The following is a 14,531-nucleotide window of genomic DNA, read 5'->3' as shown; positions in this document are numbered from 1 at the left end:
CAGCTGCCGGACACCGGTTCGGAGGGTGTGGGCACCGCAGCGCTGGTGGCCGGCCTGATCACGCTGCTGGGTGGTGCGCTCGTGGCGGTCCGCGGCTGGAGCCGCCGGACCACCCGCGAGGAGCTGCCCCTCCTCTAGGGCAGCGCCACGAGCGACCGGTTGTCACGGATGAGGCCAGCACCGGCCCCATCCGTGACACATGCCGGTCTGCTGCAGTCGTGCTGGTGCCGAGGCGGTAGGTTGCTGACGGACGCGGGACCGGACAGCACGATGGGGACGTCGAGGTCGGGGGACCGCGTGCGGCGGAAGGGGTGATCCATGTGTGACGGGATCATGCCGGGCCGCGACCATCGGGGGAGAGGTGAGGAGTGACTTGTCGCCAGGGGCGCCGCGTTCCGTGATGGGAGATGGCACCGAGCAGCGCCTGGTTCGAGGGCGGCTGCTGCGCCGGCTGTCCGCCGCGGTCGCCACCGGCACCGCACTGGTCAGCGGCCCGCACGGCGCAGGCAAGTCGACCCTGGTCCGCACATGGGCCAGACAGTCCGGCACCGAGCTCGTGTGGTTCGACGCCGCCCCAGCCCGTGGTCCCCGGTGGGAGTCACTGACCGCTGCGCTCGAGACCGGCTCCAGCCCGGTCGCCGCGGTGCTCCGCGGCCGCGCCGCCCAGGATGGTGGCGTCCTCGACGAGCTACGCCCACTCCAGGCCCGGCACCCGGGTCTGCACCTGATCCTTCTCCGAGGCCTGGGGATGACGATCACCTCGAGCGAGCCAGAGCTTCGGCTCGGTTCCGTGGTCACGGCGCGGGAGCTGGCGTTCACGGCCGCCGAGATCGTGGAGCTCGGTGAGCTGGTGGGCACCCAGATCGATGAGGGGACGGCACGTACCGTCCTCGAGCACACCGGTGGCTACGCCATGGCGGTCGACGCTGTCGTCCACGCGATCCGCCGTACCGGCCGGTTCACCGAGCAGCTGCTGGACGAGACGACCGATCTGCTCATGGGCGTCGTCGCCGACGGCGCGGGGGCCGGTGCGATCTACTCGGACGCGTGGGGCCGCATGCTGCGGACGGCGATCCCGGACTCGTTGTCGTTCGCCCAGCTGGGCTGGATCTGGGGCACCGCTGAGCCGGAGCGGATGGTCCGGCTGCTCGAGGGTGCCGGTCTGGTCCAGGTCGTGGGCGGTGACCGCGATCCCCAGCTGGTGCTCGTGCCGGCGTTGCGGTCGGGGCTACGGCGGCGGCTCCACGTCGAGCTGTCCCGCGCCCAGCTGGTCGAGTCCGTCAGCCGCTCGGCGCAGTGGCTGGACGAGCACGACGACTTCGTGGCAGCTGTCGGGCTGCTGCACCAGTACGGCCTGGTCGACGAGCTCGGCTCCTGGGTCCGTAGCCGTTGGCAGGACCTGCCACAGCTGCCGACCGGTCAGGTCACGGAGCTGCTGGGCTCGATCGCGGCAGGTCGACAGCAAGACCCGCGCCTGCTCCTCGCTCAGGCCCGCGCCCTCGTCGACATCTTCCACAGCGGTCACGACGGCAGCGTCCGCCCGCAGGACCGGCGCCGGGCCAGCGAGATCCTCAACCTGGCGACCCCGAGCGTGACCGAGCCGGTGGACGCCGCACTGACGACGACCGCGCTCGGCATCCGCGCGGTGCTCGCCCGCATGGCGGGCGAGCACGAGCGTGCGGTCGAGCTGCACGATCAGGCGGAGCAGGCGCTTCCGGCCGCCGCCCCCGGCCTGGCTGCCTGGCTTCACGGGCAGTCGGCCCTGACCGCCATCGGCGCCGGTGACCTGTCGCGTGCGGCCACCGATCTCGGGCGTGCACTCGATCTGCTGCCCGACAGCGGCCCTGGCGACATGCGGGCGCTGCTCGTCGAGCTGGACCGACTCGTCCAGGGATATCTGGGTGCCCTTCACCCGAGCGACGACGGGACGCAGCGCGGACCGCGACCTCAGCACGGTCTGGCCGGCAGCATCGGCGCCCTCGCAGACACCGCGCGGCTGATCGCCCAGCTGGACGTGGCGGGCGCGTGGGACGCGCTGCACCGGATGCCGGTCGCGACCGGGACCGAGGACCCGGCCGCGCTGCCGGTGCTGCGCGCGCAGGCTGAGGCGATGGCTCACCTGCTCTCGGGCACCACGAACGCCGGGCTCGGGGCCCTCGACGTCATTGACTCCCTCCTGGCCGGCCGCACCCTGCCACCGTTCGCGGCCACCATCCTGCGGAACACGCGCGCCGAGCTGCTCGTGGCCCTCGACGAACCGGAGGCCGCGCTCGCGGTGCTCGATCACGCCGGCCCCCCGGTCGGGCTGGTGTCGACGCTGGTCCGTTGCGTGGTGCTGCTGGCGCTCGGCAGAGCTCAGGAGGCGGCGGAGCTGCTCGAACCGGTGCTGCCCACGCCCTCGACCTGGGCCTCCAACTACCCGACATGGATGCTGATCGTGTCCGCGTTGGTCTTCGACGACCTCGGTGACGACGAGCGCGCCGACCAGCTGCTGGGCCGCGGCCTGGCGATCGCCTCCCGCTCCGGGGCGCTGCTGCCGTTCGCGCGGCAGGGACCGGCGCGGATGACGCAGCTGATCGAGCGCGCGCGCGAGCTGCGTGTCGACCCCCCGAGCCGTGAGCTGCTGGACCAGCTGGATGTCGCACGCGAGCAGCTCCGGCTCTCCTCGGTGCAGGCTCGGCTCTCCGACCGCGAGCTGGTGGTGTTGGAGCACCTCCGCGAGACAGGGGTCACGCGGCACCTCGCCACCGTGCTGCACGTGTCACCGAACACGGTCAAGAGCCAGCTGCAGAGCATCTACCGCAAGCTCGGTGCCAGCACGCGTGTCGAGGCGCTCCGGGCAGCGACGCTGCTGGGGCTCTTCGACGACGAGGTCACGACGTAGGCAGCGGTGCAGTCTCTCGTCGAGCGGAGATCTGGACCATTTTTCAACTAGCACTCTCCATCACCGAGTGCTAATCTGGTGGTGCCCCGCGGGGCCGACCCCTCGGGACGTGATGCCACGACCGGACGCCGTGAGGTGCGGCGTCCCGGACCGAAGGAGGTGGTGGTTGTGGCTCTGACCTTCGACCCCTTTCGTGAGATGGATCGGCTGACGGCGCGGTTGCTGACGGGCGATGGCTCGGCTCGGGCCGCGAGCTGGATGCCGATGGATCTCTACCGTGTCCAGGACCGGTACATCGTGAACGTCGACCTTCCGGGGGTGGACCCGGGCTCGATCGACCTCGACGTCGATGGCAACACCCTGACGATCGCGGCCGAACGCACGATCGGTGCTGCCGATGGAGCACGCTGGCTCGCTCAAGAGCGGCCGGCAGGTCGGTACACCCGGCAGCTGAGCCTGGGACCTGACCTCGACCTGGATGGCATCCAGGCCTCCTACGACAACGGTGTGCTGTCCCTGGCGATCCCGGTCGCGGACCGGGCGAAGCCGCGCAAGATCATGGTCGAGCAGGCGAGCGGCCAGCAGCGTGAGATCACCCCGGACAAGGTGAGCTCGGCCGCAGCCGACGAGACCAGCTGAGCGATCGCAGGGCGCCCGCGGTCCGCGGGCGCCCTGCCCTCAGGCGAAGCGACGTCACGGGCCTGACGCTCGGTCCCGAGCCGCTCGTGCGTCGAAGGATTCGACGTGGAGTCTTCGAGGTGGATCTACGACACGAGCGCGCGCGAGCCGACCGCGCCACCGGCACGGTGAGCGTCCTCGCGCCGGGAGCGCAGGCCGAGCTGGTCCTGACCGGCGAGATCGACATCAGCATGAACAGCGAGCTGGTCGCCGCCCTGGCCGAGCTCGAACAGCTGGGCCTCCCGATCGAGGTGCACACCCGGGACGTGACCTCGATCGACTCCTCGGTGATCGCGTTCCTCGCGAGCCTGGCGCTCCGCTGCGAGCAGCCGATCACGCTCGTCGACCCGCCCGCCCTGGTCAGGTATCTCGTGCAGGTGGCCGAGCTGGGAGACGTCGTCGAGGTCGTCACCCGGCGCGAGGAACCAGCGCGCTCGAGCGAGAAGCTGGCGGGTGACGCCGTGCTCCGCTCGCGCGAGGACTGCACGTGCGCCGTCTGCCGCGCGACGCCGGCACTCGTCTAGGGCTGCACAGCACAGCCCGCCGTGATCGACGAGCTCGGCGACAGCGATCGGGCTAGGTTGGTGCGAGACGAGCGAGCACTCTTCCCACGCTGAACGAGGGGGTCCTGATGTCTGCTGGGACGGGTTCACGCGCAGGGAGGACCGTCGACCTGGACCGGCGCACCGTGGTGTCCGGCTTCCTCTTCGGTTGCGGGATCGCGGCGTCGGTGATCGACCTGTTCATCTTCCACCTGGTGCTGCAGTGGCACCACTTCTACGACCTGTCGACCACCCGGGTCGCGCTGACCGCCGACGGGTTCTTCCACGCCTTCGGCTGGTTCATCACCATCTGGGGTCTGTTCCTGCTGGCCGATGTCCGCCGCCGGGGTGAGGTGGCCTGGAAGCGTTGGGCGGGCGCCGTGATCGCCGGGGTCGGGTTCTTCCAGCTGGTCGACGGCGTGGTCAACCACAAGCTGCTGGGCATCCACCAGATCCGTTACGACGTCGACCTGCTGCCGTATGACGCCACGTGGATCGGCTCGGCCGCGGTGCTGCTGGTGGTCGGCGCCGTGATCGTCCGGCGCACCCGCCCGGATCGCCGCCCCGGCTGAGCCCGCAGCGATGCACCACGACCACGGCGCCGCCACCGGGCACGAAGGACTCGGATGGGCGGTGTTCGACGTCCTGGTGCTTCTCGCCCTGGCCGCTGCCGCCGCCGGATACGCGGTGGCGTGGTGGGCGAGCCGCCATCGCCGCCCCTGGTCGGGCTACCGCGGCGCGGCCTGGTACGCCGGTCTGTTCTGCGTCGGGGTCGGGCTGGTCGGCCCGGTCGCCGCGGCGGCTCGCACCGGCTTCACCGCGCACATGGCCGGGCATCTGCTGGTCGGCATGCTCGCACCGCTGCTGCTCGTGCTCGGCGCCCCGCTCACCCTGGCGCTGCGGACGCTGCGGGTGGATCGAGCACGGTCGCTGGCCAGGCTGCTGCGGACCGCGCCCGTGCGGGTGATCACGCACCCGGTGGTCGCCGCGGTCCTCAACGCCGGAGGCCTCTGGGTGCTCTACACCACCGATCTCTACCAGTGGATGCACACCTCGGCGCTGGTGCACGGGCTCGTGCACGCCCACATCCTGCTGGCCGGCTACCTCTTCACCGCGTCCGTGGTGGGAGCCGATCCCGATCCGCACCGCGCCTCCGTCCCGCTGCGCGCCGGGGTGCTGGTGGTCTTCGTCGCCGTCCACTCGATCCTGGCCAAGTGGCTCTACGCCCACCCGCCGGCCGGGGTGCACGCCACCGACGGCGAGGTCGGTGCGCAGCTCATGTACTACGGCGGCGACGTCGTCGACGTGACGCTGATCGTGCTGCTGCTCACCCAGTGGTACGTCGCCACCCGCCCCCGGGACGCCGTCTCGCCGGCCCCCGGTGCGACGGCGTGAGCACCGCCGCGGGCGCAGCCACAGCCTGACGCCGGCGCGGTCGACCGGCTGCCGGCCACCCGGCAGGTGCGAGCAGCCGATCGCTGCCCGGTTACCCTCGAGCAGTGACGACCGCAGCGCCCCCCGAGACGGGTTCAGGAGGTCTCGTCCGGCTGTGGCCCTGGCTCGCCGCGGGCTTCCCGGTCGCGGTGCTGAGCGCGCTCCTGGGGGCGGCGATCACGGGCGCCAGCGCGCCCACCCTCGTGGGCGACCCGGGCGCGCTCGTCCGCTGGGCGACACCCGCCGTCGGGACGTTGATCCAGCTGGCCCAGGCGGTCACGCTCGGCGGGCTCGTGATGCTGGCGTTCGCCCTTCCCGGTGGGAAGGGCGAGAGGGACGACGGCGGAGCCTGGCGGCTCGTGCGGACCGTGGTCTCGGTCGCCGGTCCGGTATGGGCCGTGCTGGCCGTGCTCGACGTGGTGCTCGGGTACGCGCTGGTCGCGGGGCGCCCGGTCGGCGGCGCCGGCTTCGGGGAGGAGCTCGGGTTCTACATCACCGAGATCTCCACCGGCCGCTCGCAGCTGGTCACGGCGGTGATGGCGGCAGCCCTCGGGATCGCGACGGTGGCGGTCTCGGGCTATCGATCGGCCCTGGCGGCGCTGGTGCTCGGCGTCGGGGTTCTGGTCCCGGTGGCCACGCAGGGGCACGCGGCCGGCACCGACAACCACGAGCTCGGCATGAACGGCATCTTCGGGCACATCCTGGGTGCCGCCGTCTGGACCGGCGGCCTGGTGGTGCTGGCGCTGATCGGGCGCCGGCTCGGGAGCTCGGCGCCTGCCGTCGCGACCAGGTTCTCCACCATCGCGGCCTGGTGCTTCGCCATCGTGGCGGTCTCCGGCATCGCGAGCGCCTGGATCAGGGTCGGCTCGCCGGCGGCGCTGGGAACGCGGTACGGCGCGGTGCTGGTGGTCAAGATCGTGCTGCTCGCGGCCCTCGGTGCGGCGGGATGGTGGCACCGGCGTCGCACGATCGCGCGTCTGCAGGGGGGGCGCGGCGGACTGTTCTGGCGGCTCATCGGCGTCGAGGTCGCGCTGGTCGGTCTCGCGAGCGGGCTCGGGGTGGCGCTGTCCGGGAGCGAGCCGCCCGTCGAGCAGGAGCCCAGCGGTGTGCTCTCGCCCACCGAGTACCTCTCGGAGCGCCCGCCGCCGCCCGCGCCCACGCCCGAGACCATCCTCAGCGCCTTCTACCCCGACCTCTTCTTCGGGTTCGTCGTGGTGGCGATGCTCGTCGTCTACCTCGGGTGGGTCCTGCGGCTGCGGCGGCGAGGGGACGCCTGGCCGGTGCGCCGGACCATCGCGTGGGTCGCGGGCTGCCTCGTGCTCGCCTACCTCGTGCTGGGGGCGCCGGCCGTGTACGGCCACGTGATGCTCAGCGTGCACATGGCCGCGCACATGGCGTACGTGATGGTCGTGCCGATCCTGCTGGTGACCGCCGCCCCGGTGACGCTGGCGCTGCGCGCGCTCGCGGCCCGCACGGACGGCTCGCGCGGACCACGGGAGTGGTTGCTGGGGATCGTGCACTCGCGGTGGGGGACCCTGGTGGCGAACCCGGTGGTGGCCGCCCTCGTGTTCATCAGCACGATGGTGATCTTCTACTTCTCACCCCTGCTGCACTTCGCCTCGACGACCCACATCGGGCACATCGGGATGATCGTGCACTTCGTGCTGAGCGGGTACCTGTTCGTCAACGGGCTGATCGGTGTGGATCCCGGTCCCGCACGTCCCGGCTACCCGATGCGGCTGCTGCTGCTGTTCGCGACGATGGCCGCGCACGCGTTCTTCGGGGTCGCCATCACCACGATGACCGAGCTCCTCGCCGCCGACTACTTCGGTGGCCTGGGGCTGCCCTGGGGCGTCGACGCGCTCGCCGACCAGCGTGCGGCCGGCGAGATCGCCTGGGGTATCGGCGAGATCCCCGCCCTCGCGGTCGCCGTGCTGCTGGCGATGAGCTGGTACCGCGACGACGCCCGCACCGCACGCCGCCAGGACCGGGCTGCCGACCGGGACGGCGATGCCGAGCTCGCCGCGTACAACGAGATGCTCTCGGAGATCGGCGCCCGGTCCCGGGAACGCTCCTAGCGCGCCCTGCTCGGTCCGGTGGTTCAGCTCCGCGCGAGCAGCTCGAGCGTGTCGACCACGCGGTGGGAGAACCCCCACTCGTTGTCGTACCAGGCCACGACCTTGACGTGGCGCCCGTCGACGCGGGTCAGATCGGCGTCGAAGATCGCCGAGGCCGGCTCGCCGGTGATGTCGCTGGAGACCAACGGCTCGTCGGAGTAGTCGAGGATGCCGCGTAGCGGGCCGTCGGCCGCTGCGCGGTACGCAGCCAGCACCTCCTCGCGGGTGACCTCGCGGGAGACGGTCGTGTTCAGCTCGACGAGCGAGCCCACCGGGACCGGCACCCGGATGGAGTCACCGGAGAGCTTGCCGTTGAGGTTCGGCAGCACCAGACCGATCGCCTTCGCCGCGCCCGTGGTGGTCGGCACGATGTTGACCGCGGCAGCACGCGCTCTGCGGAGGTCACGGTGCGGTCCGTCCTGCAGGTTCTGCTCCTGCGTGTAGGCGTGCACCGTGGTCATGAACCCGTGCTCGATCCCCGCCAGGTCGTCGAGCACCGACGCCAGCGGTGCCAGCGCGTTGGTGGTGCACGAGGCGTTGGAGACGATCACGTGCCGCGCCGGGTCGTACGCCTCGGTGTTCACGCCGAAGGCCAGGGTCACGTCGGCGCCGGCCGAGGGTGCGCTGACCAGCACGCGCCGCGCGCCGGCGTCCAGGTGGGCGCGGGCCGCCTCGGCCGAGGTGAACCGGCCGGTGGCCTCGAGCACGATGTCGACACCGAGGTCGGCCCAGGGCAGCGTCGCGGGCTCGCGCTCGTCGAGCACGCGGATCCGCCGGCCGTCCACGACCAGGTCTGCGCCGTCGACCTCGACTGCTCGACGCAACCGCCCGAGCGTGCTGTCGTGTCGCAAGAGCTGAGCGAGGGTCTCCGCCGTCGCGAGGTCGTTGATCGCGACCACCTCGAGGTCGCTGTCGCGCTCCAGCAGAGCGCGAAGGGAGCTGCGGCCGATCCGGCCGAATCCGTTGATGGCGATGCGAGTCATGCGTGGTTCCTTTCGTCACCACCCATGCTGCGTACCGCCGTCCCGACCTGCCAGCGGCCAGAACGCCATCATGCGCAAGGGATCCGCCAGAGAATCTGCCATCGGTCGCAAGGTTCTCGCCAGCGCCGGGCGGGGGCCCGCGAGCCCTGCTCAGGCGGAGAAGGTGTGCCGGTACTCGGTGGGTGAGGTCCCCAGGATCCGCTGGAAGTGCAGCCGGAGGTTCGCGGCGGTGCCGAGCCCCACCCGGTGCGCGATCTGCTCGACGCCGAGGTCGCTGCGCTCCAGCAGCTCGCGCGCCAGGTCCACGCGCGCTCGCAGCACCCACTGCATCGGGGTGCAGCCGGTGTCCTCGAGGAACCGCCGCGAGAACGTGCGGGGCGAGACCCGCGCGTTGCGGGCGAGCGTCTCGAGCGTCAACGGCTCCGCGAGGTGCCCCAGCACCCACTCCCGCGTCTCGGCGAAGACGTCGCCGAGCGGCTCCGGCACGCTGCGCGGCACGTACTGGGCCTGTCCGCCGCTGCGGTAGGGCGCGGCCACCAGTCGTCGTGCCACGTGGTTGGACAGGCCGACGCCGTGATCGCGCCGCACCAGGTGCAGGCACAGGTCGATGCCCGACGCCGCGCCCGCCGACGTGAGCACCTCGCCCTCGTCGACGAAGAGCACGTTCTCGTCGACCTGGACGCGCGGGTACCGGTCACGGAGCGCCTGGGTGTAGTGCCAGTGCGTCGTGGCGCGCTTGCCGTCGAGCAGACCGGTCGCCGCGAGCGCGAACGCGCCTGTGGAGATCGCCGCCAGGCGGGCGCCGCGCTCGTGGGCGGCCCGGAGCGCCTCGAGCACGGTGCCCGGCGGGCTGGTGTCGGCGGGCGTCCGGTAGCCGGGCACGAAGATGGTGCCCGCGCGTTCGAGCGCCTCGAGCCCCTCGGCCACGTGGTAGGCGAGCCCGTCACCGCCGGTCACCATGCCGGGCCGGGCGCCGCACACGCGTACCTCGTACGGCATGCTCGGGCGGCGGGAGAACACCTGCGCGGGGATCCCGACGTCGAGCGGCTTGGCGCCCTCGAGGACGAGCACGGCGACCTGGTGGTCGTTCGCGCTCGTCGAGGTCACCCCTGGATCTTATGGAGCGACCCACCCGAGGGGCCCGCGGTGACCTCGTGGTCACGGCTCGACGCGGCGGCCATGGCGGCGATCCGCGACCGGCGGCGCATCAGCATGCACAGGACGTCGGGGGACAGGTCGAGGTCCTTGTCCTCGAGCAGCTGGTCGGGCATGTCTCCGGGTCTCCTTCGGCACGGCGGGTGTCTCGAATGCCCAGGAGCGCGGCGGCACGCCGGTGATACGTCACCCGCGGGTGATAGGAACGACCCATGACCGACGGCGAGCAGACCCCCGAACCAGCCACCCCCTTCCACGACCTCGACGCCTTCGTCGCGATGCCGCGCCTCGGCTCGCTCGCGTTGTCGCCGGACGGGCGCCGCCTCGTGGTGGGCGTGTCCACCCTCGACCCCAAGAGCACCGGCTACGTCACGGCGCTCTGGGAGGTCCACCCCGACGGCGCAGCTCCGGCCAGGCGGCTCACCCGCGGTGCCAAGGGCGAGAGCCAGGCGGCGTTCACGGCCGCCGGCGACCTGCTGTTCGTGGCCAAGCGCGCTCACGGCGAGACCGGCGAGGACAAGGCCAAGCCTGCGGTGTGGATGCTGCCGGCCGGCGGCGGCGAGGCACGACTGCTGGCCGAGCGCCCGGGCGGTGTGTCGTCGGTGAAGGCCGCACGCGAGGCGGCGACCGTCGTCGTCAGCGCCGGCACCCTGGCCTCGGCGACCGACACCGAGAGCGAGCAGCGGCTCCGCGACCTGCGCTCCGACAACAAGATCAGCGCGATCCTGCACTCCGGCTACCCGATCCGCTACTGGGACCACGACCTCGGCCCGGACGCCCCGCGGTTGTTCGCCGGGACCCTGACCCCGGCGGTCGCCGCCACGGCGTCCGAGCCCGAGGGCGAGTCCTCGGACGACGACGCCCCGCTCGACCTCCGCGACCTCACCCCCGACATCGGCTCCGGGCTCGTCGAGGCCGGCCACGACCTCAGCGCGGACGGCACCACGATCGTCACCACCCTGAACGTGCCGCTGGCGCGCGGCGCGGTGCGCTCGGTGCTCGCGGCGATCGACGTCGCCACCGGTGACCGGCGGACGATCCTGGAGGACGCGGACGCCGAGCTCGGCGGAGCGAGGATCAGCCCCGACGGCACCCGCATCGCCTACGCCCGGGAGACGATCAGCACCCCGGAGGAGGCCCCGCGCGTCACGCTGTGGACCGCCGGTGTCGACGGCTCGGAGCCGCGCCAGCTCGCGACCGGGTGGGACCGATGGCCTGCGGGGATCACCTGGCTCCCGAGCTCGGACGCTCTGCTCGTCCTCGCCGACGACGACGGCCGGTCGCCGATCTTCCGGGTTCCGCTCGACGGCGGCGAGCCCACCCGGCTCACCGCTGACGACGCCGCCTACACCGACGTCGTCGTCAGCGCCGACGGCGCCACGGCGTTCGCGCTGCGCAGCTCCTACGCCTTCCCGGCGGAGCCGGTCCGCATCGCGCTCGACTCCGGCGAGGTGACGCCGTTGCGTGGCCCGGTCGAGCGCCCCGCCCTTCCCGGCACGCTGCGCGAGGTCGAGACCACCGCAGCCGACGGCACCAGGGTCCGGTCCTGGCTCGCACTGCCTGAGGGAGCGTCTGCGGACCAGCCGGCGCCGCTGGTGCTGTGGATCCACGGCGGACCGCTCGGTTCGTGGAACGCGTGGTCGTGGCGCTGGTGCCCCTGGCTGCTGGTGGCGCAGGGCTACGCGGTCCTGCTTCCCGACCCGGCGCTCTCGACCGGGTACGGGCAGGACTTCGTGCAGCGCGGCTGGGGTGCCTGGGGTGGGCCGCCGTTCACGGACCTGATGGCCGCGACCGACGCCGCCGAGCGGCTGCCCGAGATCGATCAGACCCGCACCGCAGCGATGGGCGGCTCGTTCGGTGGGTACATGGCGAACTGGGTGGCCGGGCACACCGACCGGTTCAGGGCGATCGTCACCCACGCGAGCCTGTGGGCGCTCGACGGCTTCGGCGGCACCACCGACGCCGCGTACTACTGGGCGCGCGAGATGACGCCGGAGATGGCGCTGGCGAACTCACCGCACCGGTTCGTGGGCGACATCCGCACCCCGATGCTGGTGGTGCACGGGGACAAGGACTACCGCGTCCCGATCGGTGAGGGCCTGCGGCTCTGGTACGAGCTGCTGTCCGCCTCCGGGCTCCCCGCCGGTGAGGACGGCAGCACCGTGCACCGCTTCCTGTACTTCCCGGACGAGAACCACTGGGTCCTCACGCCGCAGCACGCGAAGGTCTGGTACCAGGTCGTGCTCGGCTATCTCGGTGAGCACGTCCTCGGGCAGCCGGCGAGCTATCCCGAGACGCTGGGCTGAGCCGCTCGCGCCTCGGGCAGCTCAGAGGAGCCGTACCCGAAGGCGGCGAGGTGGTGCCACACGTACTTGAGGTGCTGCAGCGTCTCCACGACGTCGCCCGGACCCGGCCAGCCGGTCGGGTCCGCGGCGATCGCCACGGCGGCGCGTCCGAGCATCTCGGGGTCGATGACCTCGTGGCCGAACCGGTCGCACACGGCTCGCGCCAGCGCCACGGGCTCGGGTCCGCGGAACTCCTCGTCCAGGCTCGCGACGGGGAGCGCATACCCGTCGTGCCACGCGAGCGTCGCACCGTCGCGCTCGCACGCCCGGGCGAGGTGGTGCTCGACGGCGGTGCCCCGGTAGGCCGGGTCGCTCACCACGGCCTCGACGTCGCTCATGCGCAGGCCGCCGTGGATCTGTACCTCGATGATGTCGCCGCCGAGGCGGTCGGCACCGGAGCGGGAGCACCCCTCGAGCTCGGGCGCTCCCGCGGAAGCGGCTGCGGCCAGCACCGCGTCCAGGCGGTCCCAGGTGCCGACGACGCTCGGTTGCGTGACGCTGTCGCCCCAGCTGAACGTGCATCGCGTCAGGACCTCGCGGCGCAGCCGCAGGTGGGTCGACCCGAACCGCGGGCACGCGCCGTCGGGATGACCCAGCAGGTCCAGCCCTCCGTAGCGGGGCCGGTCGGCGGGCGGGGCGCCGTCGTACGCACCCCCGAACATCACGTGCTCCCAGCCCGAGCGCGCGCCGCGCATCACGTGGTCGAGCCCGCCGGAGGAGGTGCCCGTCTCGAACTGGGTGCGGTACCGGCCGTCGTGGGCCAGACCTTCCGCAGCGGTGCGGCCGTCGCGTCCGGGCCGGTCCGGGTGGAAGGTGACCGTGACGTGGGCGCGTGCCCTCGCTGCTTCCGCAGCGGGCGCAGGGTCGAGCGGCGCGGACGCTTCCGCGAGCCTGCGGACGTGCTCGAGGGCCGCGTGCGCCGCGCTCATACCGCGATGTCGGTGCCGGCCAGCACCAGGTCGATGCCCTCCGGCGTGACCACGAGCTCGGTGAGCTCGACGCCCTCGGGGAGCATCTCGAGGTCGACCGCCGTGGAGCCGAGCAGCCCGCCGAGGTCGAACGGGACGTCGGCCGCGTCGACGGTGGCGCCGCCCAGCACCAGCCGGTCGATCTCGATCGTGATGGCACGTGGCTGCGGCACGAGCCTGACGTAGGCCTCCAGCGGCACCCCGAGCACGGTGGCGACCGCAGCGATCTCGCCGTCGAGCAGCTGCAGCTCGACGCCGTCGGGAAGGTTGACCCGGCGCTCGATGGCGGCGAGCACGGTCGCCGTCGGCGCGGTGCCGGTCGCGTGCACGCTCGCGACGGCTCCCGAACCGCGGATCGGGACACCGGTGGCGACGATGTGGACGTCGGTGAGGGTCAGCCCGTCGATCGTGGCCTGCGGGGCGGTGATCGTGATCGTCTCCAAGGTGCCGGAGACGAGCTGCGGTGTCGCGAAGCGGCCGCCGAGCTCGGCGTCGAGGTCCGCGTCGAGGTCCGGGAGCTGCTCGAGGACCGTCGACTCGACGCGGCTCTCCACCTGCGAGCGGACCCAGCCGTCGGCCAGGTAGCCGCCGCCGATCAGCAGCCCGAGGGCGACCAGAACGGCGACGACGGACTTGCCCCGTCCCCGCTGCCTCATGCGGCCGGCCTCGCGAGGTGGGTGTCGAGGAAGGCGAGCGTGCGCTGCCACGCCAGCGCGGAGGCCTCGGCGTGGTGGAACTCCGGTCGCGTGTTGTCGAAGGCGTGGTCGGCGCCGGGGTAGGTGTGCAGCTCCACGCCGGGGCGGGTCACGGCGTCGCGGATCGCGGCGACGGCCGCGGTCGGGAGGTAGCTGTCCGCCTCGCCGACGTGGTGCAGCGAGGGCGCCGTCACCGCCGGTGCCAGCTCGAGCAGGTTCGGCAGCGCGCTGCCGTAGTAGGACACGAGAGCGTCCACGTGCTCGATCGCCGCGACGTTGAAGGCGACGCCACCGCCGTAGCAGAAGCCGACCAGCCCGATCGGTCCGGTCACCTCTGGTGTCGCGCGCAGGTTCCGCACCGCGGCGGCGGTGTCGGCGACGGCGTGCTCCCAGGGCAGTGCGCTCATGCGGCCCATGGCCTGCTGGAGCAGGTCGGGCGCGGATTCGTCGAGCTCCGGCTCGTCCAGCCGCCAGTACAGGTCCGGGACGTGCACCAGGTATCCGGCGGCGGCCAGATCGGCAGCCCGGCCGGCGATGTACGGCGAGACACCGAAGATCTCCTGCACCAGCACGATGCCCGGCCCCGAGCCGGACTCGGGCGCGTACACGTGCACGGGGAGAGCTCCGTCGTCGACCTCGATCTGGATGACGGAACCGGGCGCGCTGCTCATCTCGCGAGACTAGCCCGACCATGTCGGTCGTCGCGGGCGGTGGGGCATGGCGGGTGGTG

14 protein-coding genes are annotated in these 14,531 nt (G+C 72.5%); 8 read left to right on the top strand and 6 right to left on the bottom strand.

All coding sequences use genetic code 11. From position 1 onward, the window contains the following. Positions 1-3: 3 nt before the first annotated feature. The 7 genes from GPA04_RS21490 to GPA04_RS07745 all read left to right on the top strand — a co-directional run bounded on the left by GPA04_RS21490 (position 4) and on the right by GPA04_RS07745 (position 7,616). Positions 4-138 carry an LPXTG cell wall anchor domain-containing protein gene (locus tag GPA04_RS21490; RefSeq protein WP_366464467.1) on the top strand — a complete coding sequence of 45 codons (135 nt, stop codon included), beginning with the start codon at positions 4-6 and terminating at the stop codon, positions 136-138. Positions 139-400: 262 nt separating this feature from the next. Next, a complete protein-coding gene (locus GPA04_RS07770) occupies positions 401-2,884 on the top strand; it encodes a LuxR C-terminal-related transcriptional regulator (protein WP_156223490.1) in 2,484 nt (827 codons plus the stop codon). A gap of 168 nt (positions 2,885-3,052) precedes the next feature. Further along, complete coding sequence (locus tag GPA04_RS07765) at positions 3,053-3,523, top strand: Hsp20/alpha crystallin family protein (RefSeq protein ID WP_156223489.1); 471 nt, start codon at positions 3,053-3,055, stop codon at positions 3,521-3,523. A gap of 119 nt (positions 3,524-3,642) precedes the next feature. Continuing rightward, the gene (locus GPA04_RS07760) at positions 3,643-4,086 is read left to right on the top strand and encodes an STAS domain-containing protein (RefSeq protein WP_156223488.1); all 444 of its coding nucleotides are present in this window, start codon (positions 3,643-3,645) and stop codon (positions 4,084-4,086) included. 107 nt (positions 4,087-4,193) lie between these two features. Further along, positions 4,194-4,676 (top strand): DUF2243 domain-containing protein, encoded by a 483-nt coding sequence (locus tag GPA04_RS07755; protein ID WP_156223487.1) that lies wholly within the window; start codon positions 4,194-4,196, stop codon positions 4,674-4,676. A 10-nt stretch (positions 4,677-4,686) separates the two neighbouring features. After that, positions 4,687-5,499, top strand: a complete 813-nt coding sequence (locus GPA04_RS07750) for a cytochrome c oxidase assembly protein (RefSeq protein ID WP_156223486.1) — start codon at positions 4,687-4,689, stop codon at positions 5,497-5,499. Between the two features lie 104 nt (positions 5,500-5,603). Beyond that, the gene (locus GPA04_RS07745; RefSeq protein WP_156223485.1) at positions 5,604-7,616 is read left to right on the top strand and encodes a bifunctional copper resistance protein CopD/cytochrome c oxidase assembly protein; all 2,013 of its coding nucleotides are present in this window, start codon (positions 5,604-5,606) and stop codon (positions 7,614-7,616) included. Between the two features lie 23 nt (positions 7,617-7,639). On the opposite strand, the gene gap is transcribed toward GPA04_RS07745, so the two are convergent. The 3 genes from gap to GPA04_RS07730 form a co-directional block, all read right to left on the bottom strand. Continuing rightward, positions 7,640-8,638, bottom strand: a complete 999-nt coding sequence (gap, locus tag GPA04_RS07740; RefSeq protein WP_156223484.1) for a type I glyceraldehyde-3-phosphate dehydrogenase — start codon at positions 8,636-8,638, stop codon at positions 7,640-7,642. 150 nt (positions 8,639-8,788) lie between these two features. Then, on the bottom strand, positions 8,789-9,745 hold the full coding sequence (locus GPA04_RS07735; protein ID WP_156223483.1) for a GlxA family transcriptional regulator: 957 nt from the start codon (positions 9,743-9,745) through the stop codon (positions 8,789-8,791). Continuing rightward, entirely contained in the window at positions 9,742-9,909 is a 168-nt protein-coding gene (locus GPA04_RS07730; protein ID WP_156223482.1) for a hypothetical protein, read from the bottom strand. The genes GPA04_RS07735 and GPA04_RS07730 overlap by 4 nt, the downstream gene beginning before the upstream one ends. Positions 9,910-10,005: 96 nt before the next feature. Here GPA04_RS07730 and GPA04_RS07725 point away from each other — a divergent pair, with 96 nt between their 5' ends. Further along, a complete protein-coding gene (locus GPA04_RS07725; protein ID WP_156223481.1) occupies positions 10,006-12,099 on the top strand; it encodes a S9 family peptidase in 2,094 nt (697 codons plus the stop codon). On the opposite strand, the gene GPA04_RS07720 is transcribed toward GPA04_RS07725, so the two are convergent. Genes GPA04_RS07720 through GPA04_RS07710 form a run of 3 tightly spaced genes read right to left on the bottom strand, consistent with a single transcriptional unit; the run spans position 12,078 to position 14,472 of the window. Continuing rightward, a complete protein-coding gene (locus GPA04_RS07720; protein WP_156223480.1) occupies positions 12,078-13,067 on the bottom strand; it encodes a DUF3626 domain-containing protein in 990 nt (329 codons plus the stop codon). The two genes, GPA04_RS07725 and GPA04_RS07720, sit on opposite strands and share 22 nt — an antisense overlap. Next, positions 13,064-13,762 (bottom strand): LmeA family phospholipid-binding protein, encoded by a 699-nt coding sequence (locus tag GPA04_RS07715; RefSeq protein ID WP_156223479.1) that lies wholly within the window; start codon positions 13,760-13,762, stop codon positions 13,064-13,066. The genes GPA04_RS07720 and GPA04_RS07715 overlap by 4 nt, the downstream gene beginning before the upstream one ends. Continuing rightward, positions 13,759-14,472 carry a dienelactone hydrolase family protein gene (locus tag GPA04_RS07710; protein ID WP_156223478.1) on the bottom strand — a complete coding sequence of 238 codons (714 nt, stop codon included), beginning with the start codon at positions 14,470-14,472 and terminating at the stop codon, positions 13,759-13,761. Before GPA04_RS07710 ends, GPA04_RS07715 begins: the two co-directional genes overlap by 4 nt. Between the last annotated feature and the right edge of the window lie 59 nt (positions 14,473-14,531).

The organism is Pseudactinotalea suaedae, assembly GCF_009733815.1.
Classification (GTDB): Bacteria; Actinomycetota; Actinomycetes; order Actinomycetales; family Beutenbergiaceae; genus Pseudactinotalea; species Pseudactinotalea suaedae.
The sequence above is the reverse complement of the archived record's forward strand: the minus strand, read 5'-3'. Positions and strand labels throughout refer to the sequence as shown.